Annotated in this window: 16 protein-coding genes and 1 riboswitch; of the genes, 11 read left to right on the top strand and 5 right to left on the bottom strand. The window is 57.4% G+C overall.

Annotation, left to right across the window (positions count from 1 at the left end; translation table 11 throughout):
- The first annotated feature begins 30 nt into the window (after positions 1 to 30).
- The 7 genes from BCM02_RS27525 to BCM02_RS27495 all read left to right on the top strand — a co-directional run bounded on the left by BCM02_RS27525 (position 31) and on the right by BCM02_RS27495 (position 8,779).
- Positions 31 to 1,314, top strand: coding sequence for a sensor domain-containing diguanylate cyclase (locus BCM02_RS27525; protein ID WP_148932335.1), 1,284 nt, complete (start codon positions 31 to 33; stop codon positions 1,312 to 1,314).
- Positions 1,315 to 1,426: 112 nt separating this feature from the next.
- Positions 1,427 to 2,275 carry a basic amino acid ABC transporter substrate-binding protein gene (locus tag BCM02_RS27520; RefSeq protein ID WP_187434436.1) on the top strand — a complete coding sequence of 283 codons (849 nt, stop codon included), beginning with the start codon at positions 1,427 to 1,429 and terminating at the stop codon, positions 2,273 to 2,275.
- A 261-nt stretch (positions 2,276 to 2,536) separates the two neighbouring features.
- Complete coding sequence (locus tag BCM02_RS27515; RefSeq protein ID WP_148932334.1) at positions 2,537 to 3,184, top strand: amino acid ABC transporter permease; 648 nt, start codon at positions 2,537 to 2,539, stop codon at positions 3,182 to 3,184.
- Positions 3,185 to 3,187: 3 nt separating this feature from the next.
- The gene (locus BCM02_RS27510) at positions 3,188 to 3,919 is read left to right on the top strand and encodes an amino acid ABC transporter ATP-binding protein (RefSeq protein WP_148932333.1); all 732 of its coding nucleotides are present in this window, start codon (positions 3,188 to 3,190) and stop codon (positions 3,917 to 3,919) included.
- A gap of 317 nt (positions 3,920 to 4,236) precedes the next feature.
- The gene (locus BCM02_RS27505) at positions 4,237 to 4,725 is read left to right on the top strand and encodes a MarR family winged helix-turn-helix transcriptional regulator (protein ID WP_187434435.1); all 489 of its coding nucleotides are present in this window, start codon (positions 4,237 to 4,239) and stop codon (positions 4,723 to 4,725) included.
- A 14-nt stretch (positions 4,726 to 4,739) separates the two neighbouring features.
- Positions 4,740 to 6,230, top strand: a complete 1,491-nt coding sequence (locus tag BCM02_RS27500) for a DHA2 family efflux MFS transporter permease subunit (protein ID WP_148932331.1) — start codon at positions 4,740 to 4,742, stop codon at positions 6,228 to 6,230.
- Positions 6,231 to 6,598: 368 nt separating this feature from the next.
- Positions 6,599 to 8,779 (top strand): methyl-accepting chemotaxis protein, encoded by a 2,181-nt coding sequence (locus tag BCM02_RS27495; protein ID WP_187434434.1) that lies wholly within the window; start codon positions 6,599 to 6,601, stop codon positions 8,777 to 8,779.
- Between the two features lie 138 nt (positions 8,780 to 8,917).
- Here BCM02_RS27495 and BCM02_RS27490 read toward each other — a convergent pair whose 3' ends face one another.
- Both BCM02_RS27490 and trhA read right to left on the bottom strand, forming a co-directional pair.
- Positions 8,918 to 10,255: a 5'-deoxyadenosine deaminase gene (locus BCM02_RS27490; RefSeq protein WP_148932329.1), complete on the bottom strand. Its 1,338-nt coding sequence runs from the start codon at positions 10,253 to 10,255 to the stop codon at positions 8,918 to 8,920.
- Positions 10,256 to 10,321: 66 nt separating this feature from the next.
- Positions 10,322 to 10,421, bottom strand: a riboswitch (purine riboswitch).
- A 301-nt stretch (positions 10,422 to 10,722) separates the two neighbouring features.
- The gene (gene trhA, locus BCM02_RS27485) at positions 10,723 to 11,370 is read right to left on the bottom strand and encodes a PAQR family membrane homeostasis protein TrhA (RefSeq protein WP_148932328.1); all 648 of its coding nucleotides are present in this window, start codon (positions 11,368 to 11,370) and stop codon (positions 10,723 to 10,725) included.
- Between the two features lie 365 nt (positions 11,371 to 11,735).
- Here trhA and infC point away from each other — a divergent pair, with 365 nt between their 5' ends.
- Positions 11,736 to 12,227, top strand: a complete 492-nt coding sequence (gene infC / locus BCM02_RS27480) for a translation initiation factor IF-3 (RefSeq protein WP_148932327.1) — start codon at positions 11,736 to 11,738, stop codon at positions 12,225 to 12,227.
- Between the two features lie 144 nt (positions 12,228 to 12,371).
- Here infC and thpR read toward each other — a convergent pair whose 3' ends face one another.
- Positions 12,372 to 12,974 (bottom strand): RNA 2',3'-cyclic phosphodiesterase, encoded by a 603-nt coding sequence (gene thpR / locus BCM02_RS27475; RefSeq protein WP_187434433.1) that lies wholly within the window; start codon positions 12,972 to 12,974, stop codon positions 12,372 to 12,374.
- A gap of 165 nt (positions 12,975 to 13,139) precedes the next feature.
- Between thpR and BCM02_RS27470 the strand changes: the two genes are divergently transcribed.
- Positions 13,140 to 13,376 (top strand): hypothetical protein, encoded by a 237-nt coding sequence (locus BCM02_RS27470; RefSeq protein ID WP_246183583.1) that lies wholly within the window; start codon positions 13,140 to 13,142, stop codon positions 13,374 to 13,376.
- Between the two features lie 93 nt (positions 13,377 to 13,469).
- Here BCM02_RS27470 and BCM02_RS27465 read toward each other — a convergent pair whose 3' ends face one another.
- Together BCM02_RS27465 and BCM02_RS27460 are read right to left on the bottom strand one after the other, a co-directional pair.
- Entirely contained in the window at positions 13,470 to 14,084 is a 615-nt protein-coding gene (locus tag BCM02_RS27465; RefSeq protein ID WP_148932324.1) for a PH domain-containing protein, read from the bottom strand.
- 129 nt (positions 14,085 to 14,213) lie between these two features.
- Positions 14,214 to 14,957 (bottom strand): MBL fold metallo-hydrolase, encoded by a 744-nt coding sequence (locus BCM02_RS27460; RefSeq protein ID WP_246183582.1) that lies wholly within the window; start codon positions 14,955 to 14,957, stop codon positions 14,214 to 14,216.
- A gap of 610 nt (positions 14,958 to 15,567) precedes the next feature.
- Here BCM02_RS27460 and BCM02_RS27455 point away from each other — a divergent pair.
- Positions 15,568 to 15,912 (top strand): metal-sensitive transcriptional regulator, encoded by a 345-nt coding sequence (locus tag BCM02_RS27455; protein ID WP_425466208.1) that lies wholly within the window; start codon positions 15,568 to 15,570, stop codon positions 15,910 to 15,912.
- An 18-nt stretch (positions 15,913 to 15,930) separates the two neighbouring features.
- Positions 15,931 to 16,134: a copper chaperone CopZ gene (copZ, locus tag BCM02_RS27450; RefSeq protein WP_148932322.1), complete on the top strand. Its 204-nt coding sequence runs from the start codon at positions 15,931 to 15,933 to the stop codon at positions 16,132 to 16,134.
- Positions 16,135 to 16,206: the final 72 nt, after the last annotated feature.

Below are 16,206 nucleotides of genomic sequence, written 5' to 3'. Positions count from 1 at the left end.
CGATGGAAGCGAACGGGAAGGGAGGAGCCGATGTTTAACCGATTGTATATACCGAGGCACCGATTCGGCCGCAGCATCTACATCGCGGTGCTGACGGGCGGATTGCTGCTCATATTGCTCGTATCGACGGGCTTGTACTGGATCAACCAGGATTTCAAGGAATCCGTCCGCGTGCAAGGCGGGCTGCATCGTTACACGCAACATCTGGATAAGCTGCGCTCCTCCCTGATCGATCAGGAGACCGGCCAGCGCGGGTTCGAACTGACGGGCGAGGATACCTTCCTCGAGCCGTACGAGACGGGGACGTTGGAATTCTACCGACTGATCGCCGTGATGGACGTGGAAGGCGATACGTATTTGAAAGCCTCGGTCTCGATCCAGGAAGCGATCAAGCAAGGGTTGTACTGGCACGATTATGCGGAAGAACAGATCTCGGCCAAGCGGCTGGGCCACAGCGCGACGACGGCGCAGCTGGAGGAAGGCAGACAGCTGTTCAACGAGTTCCGGCGGAAAATCGATTTTGCGGCGAGCGTGCTGCAGGAGGAGAAGGATATCGCCTTCACCGAGCTGCAGCGCAGCATCGGGATCAAGCTGCTCGGGTTCGGGATCGGCGCGGCGGCGATTATCGTGCTGTTGATTACGCTGTTGGCGCGCAAGCTTCACCGGGATACGACCGTGCTTCACCAGTTATCCGAGGTGGTCCGCGGGTTCGGCGACCGACAATTCGACGAGCGGCTGCCGGCCCGCAGGGAACAAGACGACCTCTACCGACTGATCGCGGGGATCGACGTCATGCGCATGGAATTGAAGCTGAAGTTCGGCAAAATCGAGGAGCTTGCCTTGCTGGACGGCCTAACGGGCATACCGAACCGGCGGCAGCTGGACGTGCATCTGGCGGCGATGGCCGAGGCTGCGCAATCCAGCGGCATGCCGCTCAGCTTATTGTTATGCGATATCGACCACTTCAAGCAGTTCAACGACCGATTCGGTCACTTGGAGGGCGACCGCGTGCTGCGCCATACGGCTCGCGTGCTTCAAGGCGGAGAAGCGGGCAGCCGCTTTGCCTTCCGTTACGGGGGAGAAGAGTTCTGCATTTTGCTGCCCGGCTGCGATCGCCAAGCGGCCGCTGAAGAGGCGGAGCGGCTTCGGGTGGCGGTCATGGAACAATCGCTGCCTCCCTATAGGCTGACCATGAGTTTCGGCGCGGCACAGTTGAGCATCGGAGACGATGGATCCGGCGAAGCGCTTATCGCAAGGGCGGATAAGGCGCTCTATTCGGCTAAGAAAAACGGTCGTAACCGCGTGGAAAGTTGATCAAACGGCCAGGATGTTATATTAACTAACATTTTTGCAAATCTTGCATTGTATACCTGTCAGATTCCTGCTACTATTTTGATAAATCCATCAAATAGTAAAGGGTGTTCCTATGAAAAAATTGAAGTTATTGTCAATTATTGCGTTACTTGTCGTTGTTTTGGCAGCTTGTGGCTCGAAAAATGACGAAGGCACGAACAATGCGGCTAACGGCGGCAGCGGCGGCGAAGACGCGAAGACCTACGTAATCGCGAGCGATGCTTCCTATGCGCCGATGGAGTACATGGACAAAGAAGATCTCGTCGGCTTCGACATCGACTTCCTCAAGGCGGTCATGGAAGAAGCGGGACTGAAGTACGAAGTGAAGAACGTCGCGTGGGAAACGATGCTCGGCAGCGTGCAGCAGGGCAAAGATTACGACGGGGCGATCTCGGCCGTGACGATTACGGACAAACGCCAAGAGACCTACGATTTCACCCTGCCTTACTTCGAATCGACGAACATGATCCTCGTCAAGGAAGGCAGCGGCATCAAGTCCGCTCAAGATCTGAAGGATAAGACGGTCGCGGTGCAAATTTCCACGACGGCCGACGAGATCATGACCGGCATCATGGGCAACGGCAACACGAAGCTGAAGCGGTTCGAGAGCAACACGCTGGCGTTCATGGACATGGACCAAGGCGGTGCGGACGCGGTCGTCGCGGATATCGCGATCGTGCAGGAATACTTGAAGAACAACCCGGACAAGAAATACGAGAGCGTGACGGATGCCTCGTTCGCCTCCGAATATTACGGGATCCTGCTTCCGAAGGACAGCGAACTGAAGGCGAAGCTCGATCCGGCCGTGAAGGCGGTAATCGAGAACGGCAAATACGCCGAAGTGTACAAAACCTGGTTCGGCGACGAGCCGGACACCACGAACCTGCTCGCCGAGCTGAAGAAGCACGAAGAAGCGAAGTAGGCGGAAGCATTCCGGAGCATGCGTCCAGCGGCAGCGACACGCATGCTTTTTGTTTGAAAAGCGCATTGGTTTGCGTTCACAATCGGAAGATTGGGAATGCAGCATTGCGCTAATAAGGCTGATTGGTTTGCGTTCACGGTCGAAAGACCGGGAATGCAGCATTCAGCCCAAGCGCATTGGCTTGCGTTCACGATCCTTGGACCGGGAATGCAGCATTCAGCCCGAGCCGAAGTCGTAAATAAAGCGGAAAGGACGACATACATGGATTTTAGGTTCGATATCATTATAGATTACTTACCGCTTCTTATGAAAGGAACCTTGTACACGATCGGCATCTCGCTCGCGGGAATCGTCATCGGTTCGATATTGGGCCTCATCATCAGTCTGGGCAAAATGTCCGCACGCTGGTATTTCAATTATCCCGCCAGCATCTACATCAACTTCTTCCGCGGCACGCCGCTACTGGTGCAAATCTTCCTCGTCTATTACGGCCTCGTGCCGTTCATTCTGGACACGACGGACGCCATCATCGCGGCCATCGTCGCGCTGGCGTTGAATGCAGCCGCTTACACGGCGGAAATTTACCGGGCCGGCATCCAATCGATCGACCGCGGACAGAGCGAGGCGGCGTATTCGCTCGGCATGACGCACGCGCAGGCGATGCGGCTGGTCATCCTGCCGCAGGCGATCCGGCGGATGGTACCGGCGTTCAGCAACGAGTTCATTACGCTCATTAAGGATTCGTCGCTCGTCGCGGTCATCACGGCGCCGGAGATCATGTATTGGAGCAAGGCGATGGCGGCGCAATACTCCCGCGTATGGGAGCCGTATTTGGCGGCGGCGCTCATCTACTTCATCCTGACGTACGTGCTCGGCAAGGTGCTCAGCTACGTAGAGAGGAAGGTGTAACGCATGGCGGCTGTCATTGAAGTAAGCCAATTGAGAAAAGCCTACGGCGCGAATGTCGTCCTGGAGAACGTCAGCGTGAACGTGCAAGAAGGCGAGGTCATGGTCGTCATCGGACCGTCCGGCTCCGGCAAATCAACGCTGCTTCGCTGCTTGAACGGACTGGAGACCGCGCAGAGCGGGGATATTCGGATCGAAGGCCGTTCGCTGATGGACAAGGCGACGAAGCTGACCGACATTCGGACCGAAGTCGGGATGGTATTTCAACAGTTCAATCTGTTCCCGCATTTGACGGTTCTTGATAACATCACGCTTTCCCCTATTAAAGTAAGAAAGCAAAATCCCGAGCAAGCAAAGGCCAAGGCGATAGAACTGCTCGGCAAGGTCGGGCTATCGGAGAAAGCGGGCGCTTATCCGAATTCGCTATCCGGAGGCCAGTCGCAGCGGGTGGCGATCGCGCGGGCGCTGGCGATGGAGCCGAAGATCATGCTGTTCGACGAGCCGACCTCCGCGCTCGACCCGGAGATGGTCGGCGAAGTGCTGGCGGTCATGAAGCAGCTGGCGAAGGAAGGCATGACGATGGTCGTCGTGACGCACGAGATGGGCTTTGCCCGGGAAGTCGCGGATCGCGTCGTCTTTATGGAGCAGGGCGGTATCGTGGAGATGGGATCGCCGGCGGATATTTTCGAGCAACCGAAGCAGGAGCGCACGCGCGCCTTCTTGTCCAAGGTGCTGTAAGGAAGGAGCGGCCTCCGAGCGGCGCGGGAAGAACCTGCGGGGGGCGGCCAAACATAAGGTTTTGAGAGACGAGACCCACGGCAGCGTGGGTCTTTTTGTCGCGCGGATGGGTCGGCTGCAGCCCGAAATCGCGGTGCAGGCGGCAGCCAGAAGGTGAATCAGGGCGGAAGGGCGAGGGTAATCTAAGAGGGATTTCTACGATAACGCAAAATTACCATTGACCTTGGGCGAGGATATAAGGTATATTACTAAATGTTTTAGAGCTAAAGTTTTAGAGCTAAACAATTGAGTGGTAAATGAAAAGAAGGTGGAAGCCGATGCAGGCGAATGCCCGGTTGCTGGAGCTACCTGCGCTATTCAAGTGTTTTATGAAAAAAGCGACGCAAGAGTGGAAAGAGACGATGGAGCACGACTTATCCATCTCCCAGTTCCGCATGCTCTATGCGTTGTACGCCGAAGGGCCGGGGAAGTCGGCCGACTTGGCAGAACTGCTCGGCGTCACGCCGGGCGCGGTGACGGGATTAGCCGACCGGCTCATGCAGAAGCGGTACGTGACGCGAACCCGCGACGGCCAGGATCGACGGGTGGCGCTGCTTGCGATCACGGATGAAGGGCGCGAGTTCGTGGAAGGGGTCAAGAACCGGCAACAGGATGCGCTCGAGACGATTTTCGACCGGCTGGACGACGAGGATATCGAGCATTTGTGCAGGATCTTCACCTTGCTGCTGGATCGCCCGCAGCAGGCTTCGCAAGCGAACGCGCGAGCGGCCAATAGAGGCGGAAGACATACATTAAACAGAGAGTGAAAGAGGGAACAAACATGAGTCAAGCTATCACGCAAACATTGCGGAAGGGACCGATCGTGGCTTCCTTGCTGATCGGGGCATTCGTCGCCCTGCTCGCGCAAACGCTGCTGAACGTCGCGCTTCCGAAAATCATGGAAGACTTGAACGTCAGCGCCAATACGGTGCAATGGCTGTCCAACGGCTATCTGCTCGTCAACGGGGTTCTGATCCCTATTAGCGCCTACCTCATTAGCAGATTTACGACGCGGAATTTATTTATTACGTCCGTCTCCTTATTCGTTCTGGGCACGATCCTGTGCGCGATCGCGCCGGGCTTCGAAACGCTGCTGGCCGGCCGTCTCGTGCAAGCCGCGGGCGCGGGCATTCTGATGCCGCTCATGTCGATCGTCTTCTTGACCATCTTCCCGGTCGAAGAACGCGGCAAGGCGATGGGCATGATGGGTCTGGCGATGATCTTCGCCCCGGCGATCGGTCCGACGCTGTCGGGCTGGGTCGTCGAGCACTACTCGTGGCGCGTTCTCTTCTACATCGTGCTTCCGCTTTCGCTGTTCGCGCTGATCTACGGCGCCATCTCGATGAAGAACGTCACGCGTAACAGCGATTCGAAGCTCGATATGCTGGGCGTGGTCTTCTCGACGCTCGGCTTTGGCGGCCTCTTGTACGGCTTTAGCGACGCCGGCAAAGACGGCTGGGACAGCGCGATCGTGCTGACCTGTCTGATCGTGGGCGTCATCTCGCTGGCGCTCTTCATCTGGCGCGAGCTGACGGTCGACAAGCCGCTTCTGGAAATTCGCGTGTTCAAGTACAGCATGTTTTCGTTAACGACGGTCATTAACGTCATCATCACGATGGCGATGTTCTCGGGCATGATTTTGCTGCCGATCTACTTGCAGACGATCCGCGGCTTCACGCCGCTCGAATCCGGCTTGCTGCTGCTGCCGGGCGCCATCCTGATGGGCATCATGTCGCCGATTACGGGCATTATCTTCGATAAAGTCGGCGCGCGCTGGCTGGCCGTCGTCGGTCTGATCATTACGACGATCACGACGTACGAATTCAGCAAGCTGACGGTCGATACGACGTACAATCACATGCTCTTCATGTATACGGCGCGCATGTTCGGCATGTCGATGCTGATGATGCCGATCCAGACGGCGGGCATGAACCAACTGCCTGCACGCCTGAACGCGCATGGCTCGGCGATGTCGCAGACGCTCCGCAACGTGGCGGGCGCGCTCGGCACCGCGCTGCTGGTGACGATTATGTCCAACCGCGCCGCCGACCGGGTGAAAGAACTCGTCATCGCCGGCCAAGTGGACCAAACGGACAAAGTCAAAATGGGCGCGATCGTTCAGCAGGCGACGGTGGACGGCATCAACCACTCTTTCGTCGTCGCGACATGGATTACGATTGCCGCGCTCGTGCTGGCCTTCTTCATCCGGAAGGTGAAGCCGCACGAGGAGACGAACGCCGTTCCGACGCCTGCGCCAACGCCGGCCAAATAACGCAATTCATAAGCCCGAACCTCGGACGCGATCGCGCGTCCGAGGTTTTTTTGATTACAAAAATGTGTAGATTTGCGCTTATCATTCATCTAGTATTTCTGCGGAAATGAAACGGTTGTTGGCCGCATCAAGACGGCGACAACCGCTTCGACTTGCGAAAAAATTTTAGCCATTAAATTCCTATATGCTTATTTAAAGGTTGGTTTCATGATAGAATAATAGTCGAAACTACCTAATTCGACATACATAGTCATAGGTTGACATTCTACTTGTATCGACATGACATTTTGCAATGTTAAGTTTTATGACATCGGAGTAACGGGAAAGACACTGCTTGTAGCCTGGCATGATGATGAATAAAGGATGGGGTGGCGCAATTGCGGTTGAAGGAGCGGCTTAACGCAGGGAAGCAGTTGAAGGTACTGAAGTCATGGGGGAACAAAGTCTCGGCGAAGGCGCGCCCGCTCATGCGCGCGGCGGTCCGCAAGTGGAAAGAAGCGAACGTGGGCCAGAAGATCAAGGACGTGGAATTCAAAGGCGGGCTCAAGTTTTTGCACTCGGTCGGCTTTAAGCTGTTTACGACGATTTTCGTCGCGATCGTCGCCTTCGTGCTCATCGTCGGGTCGTTCTCGTACTCGATCGCGAAGAACATGCTGGAGGACAACGTATCTTCCGCGAGTCAGCAGAGCATTATGCTGACCGGCGACAAGGTCGACGCGACGCTGATGCGCTATGAATCGCTCGTCTCGTCCATTCTGATGGAGTCGGACATCATCCAGCAGGCGCAGGGCATGATCGCGGCGAAAGGGGACGCGCAGCGGATGGCCGCCGGCCTTGTGCTGAAGCAGCGTCTGCAGGAACGTCTGCTCTCGGATGGGGATGTGCTGGGCGTATCGCTCTACACGCTGCAGGGCAATCAATTCCTGCATATGGGGGACACGGCCAATAACGTGAAGTACGTCGCGGGCGAGAACTGGTTCATGTCCGCGCTCAAGAACAAGGATAAAATGGCGTGGAGCGCCTCGAAGAACGGCGAGGTGCCGGTCGTCACGATGACGCGTCTGATCAAGAATCCGGCGACGGGGTCCGATATGTATGTCATTCAGCTGGAGATGAAGGCGGAAGCGCTGGCCAAGCAGCTGGACGTGAAGCTCGGCGAGACCGGCGGGCTGAAGCGCATCGTGCGCGAAGATATGATGGTCATTACCTCGACCGATCTGGCGGAAGTCGGCAAGCGCGCCGATATCGAGATGCCGAAGGAGAAAGAGGCGGCGGGTTCCTTCCAGGACAAGGTGCAGGGCGAGGAGATGATCGTGCTCTACCAAAGCCTGTCGTCGGTGGAAGGGTGGACGGTCGTCGGCAGCTTCAGCGCCGAGGAACTGGTCGCGCAAGCGGACAAGATCTTCAACTTCGTCGCGATTATGGCGGTGCTCGCCGCGGTATTGGCCATCGGCATCGGCTTGTTCATCGTGCACAAGGTCGCCCGGCCGCTCGTGCAGCTCAGCATGCTGATGAACGAAGGCGAGCAAGGCAATCTGACGGTACGCTCCGATATTAAAGGCAAGGATGAGATCGGGCGTCTCGGAGTCAGCTTTAACGTGATGATGGACAATATCACGAAGCTGGTGACGCGCACGAACGAATCGGCGGCGCACGTGCTGAAGACCGCGCAGGAGTTGGCCGAGTCGTCCAAGCGAACCGCCCAGGCGGCCAAAGAAATCTCCACGGCGACCGAAGAGATCGCCGGAGGGGCGTCCACGCTTGCAATTGAGGCGGAGCGCGGGCAGTCGTTGACCGATGCGATCAACGAACGCGTCGTGCGGACGATCCATGCCAACGACGAGATGGGCGCGTCCGCCGAGGAAGTGCGGGCGGCCAGCGCGCGCGGCACCGACGCGATGAAGGTGCTGATCGTGCAGACGGACAAGACCGAGGAGATGACGCGTTCGCTCGTGGAGAAGGTCGGCAAGCTCGGGGACAGCGCGAAGGCGGTCGACCAGATTTCGGTGCTGCTGAACGATATTACGAAGCAGACGAACGTCCTCTCGCTCAATGCGACGATCGAAGCGTCCCGCGCCGGCGAGGCCGGTCGCGGCTTCATGGTCGTGGCGGGCGAGATCCGCAAGCTGGCCGAGCAGTCCAAGACGTCGATCCAGACGGTCAGCAAGATGGCCAAGCAAATTCAGCAAGAGGTCGGCGAAACGGTGGCTTCGCTCTCCGAGGTGTACCCGATGTTCCGTCAGCAAGCGGTATCCGTGCAGGAGGCGGACGTGATCTTCGGCAGCGTGCAGGCGCGCATGAGCGGTCTCTCCGCGAAACTGACGGAAGTGACGTCCTCGGTCCAGGAGCTGGAGCATACGCAGCGTCAGCTGTCCGAGACGATGAGCGGCGTCAGCGCCGTCGCCCAGCAGTCGTCGGCTTCTTCGGAGGAAGTGGCGTCGCTTGGCGGCGAACAGCTCGGCGTCAGCAATAACCTGGTCGAGCTGGCCGATCGCTTGCAGGATCTCTCCGGCGAGCTGAAGGCGATCATCGGCGAATTTAAATTCTAGATCACAGGGGCGGCGATTATGGCCGTCATCCATGCACCATAGGCGAAAGCCGCTGTCCGGAGGATATCCGGCAGCGGCTTTTTGTTGCCCCGACGAGCGTATTCGGTTACCGCTATACCTTGCGGCAGGCGAAATTCGTCAGGCGATCGACGTGCGGCTAAGCAGACGCTTGATCGCGCGGTCCGACTCGCGCAGGACGATGTCTTTGTCGAGGGTGACCATAATGCCTTGATGCATGAGGATCTTGCCATCGATGATCGTCGTCTCGACGTCGGCGCGGGTCGCGGAATACACGATGCGCGAGATCGGATCGACGTCGAACGAAGGGAACGTGTGGAAGTTGTACAGATTCAAAATGGCGAGATCCGCCTTCTTGCCGACCTCGAGACTGCCGATCTGATCCGCGAGGCCGACCGCCCGGGCGCCGCCAATCGTCGCCATCCGGAAGACGGTGCGCGCATCCATCGACGTCGGGCCGTGAACCGGCTTCTGAATAAGGGCGGCCAGGCGCATTTCGTTAAACATATCCAGGTTGTTGTTGCACGGCGCGCCGTCCGCGCCCAAGCTGACGGAGACGTTCGTATGCAGCAATTCCGGCGTCTCCGCGATGCCGGAAGCGAGCTTCAGATTGGAGCCGGGGCAGTGGCTGACGTGCACGCCGCGTTCCCGAAGGATGCGCTTCTCCTCGGCATCGAGCCAGATCGCATGGGCGAGGATAAGCCGTTCGTTCGCAAGCCCGATATGATCCAGATAGACAACGTTGCGCATGCCGGTCTCCGCCTGCACGATCTCGATCTCGCCCCGGTTCTCCGAAGCGTGGGTATGCACCTTCACATTATAAGAAGCGGACAGATCGCGCACTTCCGTCAGCAGCTGCTTCGTACAGGAGATGACGAAGCGCGGCGAGAACGCGTATTGGATGCGGCCGTTGTCGTGTCCGTGCCACTTTTCCAGCAGATCGACGCTCTCCTGAATCGAGTCGGCCGTCTCCTCCTGCAAGGCGGCGGGGATGTCGCTGCTCTTGCGGTCCATCATCACTTTGCCCGATAGGGCGCGGATCCCGCTCTTCGCGATCGCCTGGAACGCCGAGTCGGTATGGCGGACGGTCTCCATGTCGACGATCGTCGTCGTGCCGCTGGCGATGAGCTCGCCGATGCCGAGCATCGCCGAGTAATAGAGCGATTCCTCGTCGTGCGACGCCTCGAGCGGCCATATCCGTTTGCGCAGCCAGTCCATCAGCTCGAGATCGTCCCCTTTGCCGCGGAACAGCGTTTGGCACAGGTGAATGTGGGTCTGGACGAAGCCGGGAATGACGGTGCGATTCGTCGCATCGATGACGCGGTCGACGGGGCCCGGGTCGAGGTCGGGACCGATGGCGGCGATGCGGTCGCGCTCGATGAGAATATCGCCGTGGATAATCTCTTCCGCGTTGTTCATCGTGACGATCTGCGCGTTTTTGATCAGCAATTTGGACATGGGCGGTTCCTCCTTTAATGAGCGGCTCCCGGCCGGCGGGCACGAAAAAAGCCACGAAAAAATACGCTGGCGAGCATATTTTTTCGTAGCTAGAAATTTACGGTTTCTAAGTAGAGACCCTTAATCCGATTATTAAGGTTATACGAAAAAGACATATTCAGTTTGCCGTTGTTGATGTCATAATAATCCAAATTCGAATTCGCGTCAATAATGAGTGAGAAAACATACCATTATGGAGAGAGAGTTTGGGATTATTCGAGGATTCCGCTGCGATTTCTTGCGCTTGATAGGATATGTTGGTAGGTAAAATGACGTAAAATACCGATAGTTGGTTTCATTTGCGGATGCATGGGGATGCGAGAGGGTGGTCGATTTTATTGGGCGGGGCGCAAAAAAATCCCGCGCGCCGCGGTAGAAGCGGCGAAACGGGATTAGCGGCGAACCGGCGCTGGTTAACTGACGGCGGTCTAGGACGGCGGCAGCATATACAGCAGCACCGAGAAGAAGTGCAGTATGGAGCCGGCCAGCACGAATAGATGCCATACCGCGTGGTGGTATGGGAAGCCGCGCCAGACGTAGAAGACGGTACCGACAGTATAGCAAATGCCGCCCGCTATGAGCAGGTTCAGTCCTCCGGCCGGCAGGCTTTCGGTGAGCGGCCCCCAGGCGAACACGATCAGCCAGCCCATCAGAATGTAGAAGAGCGTGGACGTGAAGAGGAATCGTTTGGTGAAGAACGATTTGAACACGACGCCGACGAGCGCGATGCCCCAGACGAGTCCGAACAGCGTCCAGCCGAGCGGGCCGCGCAGAATGCCGAACAGGATCGGGGTGTACGTCCCGGCGATGAACAAGTAAATGGACGAGTGGTCCATGATTTCGAAGAAGTCTTTCAGCCGTCCCTCCGGGAAACTGTGCACGAGGGTGGAGGCCGTGTAGAGCAGCAGCATGGTGGAGCCGAAAATGGTAAAGCTGACGACATGCCAGGCCGTGCCGTGCAGGCTGGCGTAGACGATGAGCAGCACGAGCGCCGCGACGCTCAGAAGCGCGCCGATGCCATGGGTGATGGCGTTGGCGACCTCTTCCCGGCGGCTGTAGGTATACGTATTGGCCATCCGATTCACTCCGCTTCCTTCATAATTAACAAGGGACATGTACAAGGCGAGGCAGCCCGTCCGGGCGCCTTCTTTCCGTCTATTATATCATATGGGCGCCCCGTTGCCGATGTGCGGATCGTCCGTCTCGACAGCGGAAGGCGAGATTGTTCGTAATAAGGGGAAACGGTGGGAGGACAGGCAGCGTTTTATGATTATGAGGAGTAACCCATAGTGTAGCGAATGAACGTTTACTAGCGGGAAAGGAAAACTCCGTTCTATGGCGTAATTCAGCGTTGGCCCGTGCACCCTCGACCTCGACGGGTCCTCGACGGGGAGGAGGCTATCGTTCATAATAAGAACAAAACAGCTGGAGGACAAGCAATATGCTTATTATGAACGAGAAAATCAAAGCGTCGGAGGTACATCTCACCGGCGTAGACGGCGAAGATCTCGGCGTGGTCTCCCGCGAGGAGGCGCTTGCGCTGGCGAAGAAGCTGAAGGTCGACTTGGTGTGCACGTCGCTGATGAGCAGCCCTCCGCCGTGCAAGCTGGTCGGAGCGGGCGCGGCCAAGGCGCAAGCGCAGAAGGACAAGCAGGCGGGGCGCCGGCAGGAGCAAGGCGCGAAGGTGAAGGAGCTGCGCCTGACGCCTCATATCGAGGAGCATGATTACGACACGAAGAAGCGGCAGGCCGAGAAACTCCTCGGGTCCGGCGATGCCGTGCAGTTCGTCGTGAAGCTATCCGGCAGCAAGGAAGGACAGCAGGCGCGCGAACTGCTGGAGCGGCTGACCAAGGAGCTGGCCGCGTTCGGCACGCGCGAGAGCGGCATCCAAGTAAGCGGCAAGCAGGCGGCCGTGAAAGTGAATCCGAAGTAAGGCGAAAAGAAGTAAAGAAGAAGGCCGATTCCGCGTCGCAGGTGTGGGAATCGGCCTTTGTGTTCATGCTGTAGGCTTGCCGTACATGCTTCCCGAAGCTTGCGACCCAACGAGGGGAGCTAGATCGAATACGAGAGGCTAGGACTATCCGCCACGGGCCTGTCCGAGCGGGAAGCGGGCTAATGGCTCATACATCGGCTTGCGGTTCAGATGACTGCGGTAGAGCATGATATCCGCGGCCTCCCAAACGAACGGCCGACCGCGCGGGTCGGCGGGAGATCCGAAGCGTTCAAGCGCCTCTGCCTGCAAGGGCGTTTCGCCTCGATATTCGCGAGCCACGGTCAGATGCGGGTGGAAAGGCCGGTTGTCGGGCGCGAATCCGATGCTCTTCATGGCGTCTGCCACGCGGCGCTGAATGCCGTGCAGCGGAACGGCGCCTTCCCCGCCGATACCCGCCCATAGAATGGCTGGCGTTGTCGGTCGGCCGAAGGTGCCGAGCGACTCGATCGTCAGCGAGAGCGCGGGACCTTCGTGCAAGGCCACGACGGCGGCGAGCTTTCGCGATACCTGGTCCAAGCGGTCAGTCTCCGTGTTGCCAAGAAACTGCAGCGTTATATGCAGGTCCTCCGGATGCGTCCATTTGCGAAAAGGCAGCTCGCGCGCGATCGGCGAGCACCAATCGGCGATGCCCGATTTGATCGGCTTGGGTATCGAGACCGCGACGAACAGACGGTGCGATTCCGTCATGCGCATCACCTCCTTCTCAGGATAGGATACCCCGTCAACGGTTATTCAGGCGTGCAAGGTTGCAACCATTCATAGACGAAAGTCGTTTAACCTATAGAAGGGAATGGTAAAATAAGGCATGTACGCCGTTCCTGCAGAACGGGTTCGAGGAGGCGAATGGAAGGGATGGAACTTTTCCTCATGCATCCGACGCAGCCGTCGGAACAAGTCGGACAAAACCTGCTGGATGAAGCGCATGCGTTGGAGCAACTGAGGGACAGCCAGCGGATCGAGGGCGGCGGACCGCCGCGCCCGGTCGATTGGCAGGCGATGCCGGGCCCCGTCCGCCTGTTCGGCTACTTTTTTATCGCCGCTTTCGCCGCGTCGATGGCGGGCGTGCTCATCGTGACGGTATGGAAGTAGGGAGCGCAAAAGACCGTGTCCTCGCGGGAGGAACACGGTCTTCCTTGTCAAAAACGCTCTCGCCGACAGCTCGGCGACAATCGTTTGGCCCTATTAACGGTTAATGTACCGCTCGAACACGTGAGTATAATCCTTCACCTTATATTGCTTCTGCGCCGCGGACAGCCAGTCGAACGCGGATTGGTTGATCGCATTGAACTGCTCGGCGACGTTGATGTCGGCTTTCTGGATGTTGCTGACCGTCGAGGCGGCCATGTCCAGGCTTTGGCGGGCGAAGTCGAGCGCGATTTCGTTCTCATGCGTAATCTCGGCGATGCGGAGCAGCGCCTTGTACAGGTCTTTCACTTCTTCGATATGTTTCTTATGGACGTCGATCGAGAGCGTCGTGCTGCCGATCGTGAATTTGATCTCGACGTCGAGGTCGACCGTGCCGGCCGTCTCCAGCGTGACGTTGGAGATGCGGTGCGTGGCGTACGGATGTCGCTCCAGCGTCCGTTTCTTGCTCATGGCGCTTGTGCCGTTCAGATGAATAAGAGCCAGGTTCGTGAAGCAGTATTCGTCGGCTTTGGACTTGATCAGGAAGAAAATTTTCTCGTTGTCTTCGTGGAAGACGTAATCGTCCGCATCCACCTTGTCGTAGTTCTCGGGGCGAATGACCGCGCCTACATCGCTTAGGCCGAGCATATCGGCAGCTACTTTTCCAAACATCTACCCGTTCCTCCTTGGTTGACCCATGAGTGGTGTGCATTGCTTATTGTAGCATACGGGCAGGAGGCGAAGGCGTTTCGTTCCCTTTAGATTTGTATAAGGTTGGATGGAACGCGCACTCCGGAGCTTCTATTGTGCGGGCAGCATGGCCAGTTCTCTCAGGCGCTCGCTGGCATTGCCGGCGTATAAGCCTCCGTGGTAGCAAATGACGGTCTCGATGTCGTAGCGGCACAGCTCGCGGACGGACTGGATGGCGGCTTGCATATCCCACGTCAGCGACGGCGGGGAGATTTGCAGCTCTCCGTCTTCGATGATCAGGGCATCGACGGCGATTAGTGTTTTACTGACGGGATGATACAAGCTAATGTGACCTGGCGTGTGACCCGGCGTTGGAATCACGGTGACGCCCCCTCCGTAGGGAAGCGTCTCGCCGCCAAGCAGAAGCCCGGTGACATCGGCGCGCGGCGGATTGGCGAGCAGCCGTTTGAACGGGGCACTCATTTCTTCAGGCCAGCTGTCGATGTCTTTCAATGCATCGCCGCTAAACTTGAGCAGCGTCTGACGGCCTTCGATGAACGGTTGTTCGAACGGATGGGCCAGCACCTCGAGCGGATTCGGCGCGGCCTGCAGCAGCCCTGGTAAACCGCCGATATGATCGATATCTTGGTGCGTGACGATGACCGCGGTTAACTGTTGGAGCGATACGCCGGAGTCTCGGAGCGCTTGCTCCAATAGCGGGAGCTGGCCGGGATAACCGGCGTCGACAAGCGCGGCGGAATCGCCGTCCCGAAGCAGCACGGGATGGATCGTGCGCTCTTCGCCGAGCAAGTGAGCAGTGAGGGTAAGCATGGTGACTGGATTGGAATGATGCATATAATCGCCTCCAATAGTCGGAATGGGTGTTCTCAGACTATAAGGATACCGGCAAAACTTCATCTTGTAAACAAAATATTTTATTATAACATACATATTTAAATTTGTCAATAGTTATTTTACGAGGGGATCGAGCTACTGTCTAATAAGTCGGTTGAGCGGGATATTGGCGTAGTGTTTTTCTTGCGGCTAAATGACCTAGCTGCGCATAGTTGAGCGTTCTCCCTCATCGCGCGATCGTGGGTTACTTCTCTCGCATTGATGCCGAAGCTCTCGTGGAAAGAACCAGCTACCCAATGCGGGATGTTCATGAATACCCCGGGGGTGTACCGGAAACCTGTCTTTTTCCACGCCTGCCAATCCTCTATAGACCGAGATAGCAGGTAGTCGTTGCGATCAAGCTGCTAGTTCTCCTGCGGCTGTTCAACTGATAAGGCACGAAAGCACGGCGCTTGCGAGGCGAATAACCGACTGAACGAATCCATATACATAACCGGGGCGGGGAACGGACAGCGTATATGGAAATAGGCTTGAAAAAGTTCATTTCGCCCGTTGACATACCCTTGGGGGGTATTGTATATTTGATTCACGAGGTGAGCATGCTATGAACATGGAAGATAACAACGAAGTCACTGCGGAGTGCGTGCACGAGGCGTGCGATCACGGCTCCGGCGGCGAGCGCAAGAGCCATCATTCGGACAAAACGAAGTCGAATTTGATCTCGCGTCTGAACCGGATCGAAGGGCAAATTCGCGGGGTGAAAGGCTTGATCGACCGGGATGCCTACTGCGACGACGTGCTGAACCAGATCGCGGCGATTCAATCGGCGCTCAACAGCGTCGGCAAGCTGCTGCTGGAAGGTCACATGAAGAGCTGCGTCATCGAGCGGATTCAAGCGGGCGACGACGATGTTATCGACGAGCTGCTCATTACCGTGAAGAAATTGATGAAATAAGAAGCGGAGGGCTGTACGATGCAGCGAGAAACGTTGAAAGTGGAAGGCATGTCCTGCGGACATTGCGTAAACTCGGTCGAGGGCGCCGTGAAGAAGCTGGGCAACGCGGAAGCGAAGGTCGATCTGGCCGGCAAATCCGTCACCGTCGAATTCGACGCGTCGAAAGTGTCGCTTAGCGCGATCAAGGAAGCGATTGAGGATCAAGGTTACGACGTGGTGTAACCGGCTTTGGCATAGGGAGCTGGCCTCGGAAGAGGCGGCTCCTACATTTAGCCCGAATTTATACCCTACAGG

This window comes from Paenibacillus methanolicus (genome assembly GCF_008124765.1).
GTDB classification, from domain to species: Bacteria; Bacillota; Bacilli; order Paenibacillales; family Paenibacillaceae; genus Paenibacillus_Z; species Paenibacillus_Z methanolicus.
This window is presented reverse-complemented; position numbering and strand designations above follow the sequence as displayed.

Bases quoted from the DNA above. Each gene is read 5' to 3' on its own strand.
- BCM02_RS27525 (WP_148932335.1), top strand. From the start codon at position 31: ATGTTTAACCGATTGTATATACCGAGGCACCGATTCGGCCGCAGCATC.
- BCM02_RS27520 (WP_187434436.1), top strand. From the start codon at position 1,427: ATGAAAAAATTGAAGTTATTGTCAATTATTGCGTTACTTGTCGTTGTT.
- BCM02_RS27515 (WP_148932334.1), top strand. From the start codon at position 2,537: ATGGATTTTAGGTTCGATATCATTATAGATTACTTACCGCTTCTTATG.
- BCM02_RS27510 (WP_148932333.1), top strand. From the start codon at position 3,188: ATGGCGGCTGTCATTGAAGTAAGCCAATTGAGAAAAGCCTACGGCGCG.
- BCM02_RS27505 (WP_187434435.1), top strand. From the start codon at position 4,237: ATGCAGGCGAATGCCCGGTTGCTGGAGCTACCTGCGCTATTCAAGTGT.
- BCM02_RS27500 (WP_148932331.1), top strand. From the start codon at position 4,740: ATGAGTCAAGCTATCACGCAAACATTGCGGAAGGGACCGATCGTGGCT.
- BCM02_RS27490 (WP_148932329.1), bottom strand. From the start codon at position 10,255: ATGTCCAAATTGCTGATCAAAAACGCGCAGATCGTCACGATGAACAAC.
- trhA (WP_148932328.1), bottom strand. From the start codon at position 11,370: ATGGCCAATACGTATACCTACAGCCGCCGGGAAGAGGTCGCCAACGCC.
- infC (WP_148932327.1), top strand. From the start codon at position 11,736: ATGCTTATTATGAACGAGAAAATCAAAGCGTCGGAGGTACATCTCACC.
- thpR (WP_187434433.1), bottom strand. From the start codon at position 12,974: ATGACGGAATCGCACCGTCTGTTCGTCGCGGTCTCGATACCCAAGCCG.
- BCM02_RS27470 (WP_246183583.1), top strand. From the start codon at position 13,140: ATGGAACTTTTCCTCATGCATCCGACGCAGCCGTCGGAACAAGTCGGA.
- BCM02_RS27465 (WP_148932324.1), bottom strand. From the start codon at position 14,084: ATGTTTGGAAAAGTAGCTGCCGATATGCTCGGCCTAAGCGATGTAGGC.
- BCM02_RS27460 (WP_246183582.1), bottom strand. From the start codon at position 14,957: ATGCATCATTCCAATCCAGTCACCATGCTTACCCTCACTGCTCACTTG.
- BCM02_RS27455 (WP_425466208.1), top strand. From the start codon at position 15,568: ATGGAAGATAACAACGAAGTCACTGCGGAGTGCGTGCACGAGGCGTGC.
- copZ (WP_148932322.1), top strand. From the start codon at position 15,931: ATGCAGCGAGAAACGTTGAAAGTGGAAGGCATGTCCTGCGGACATTGC.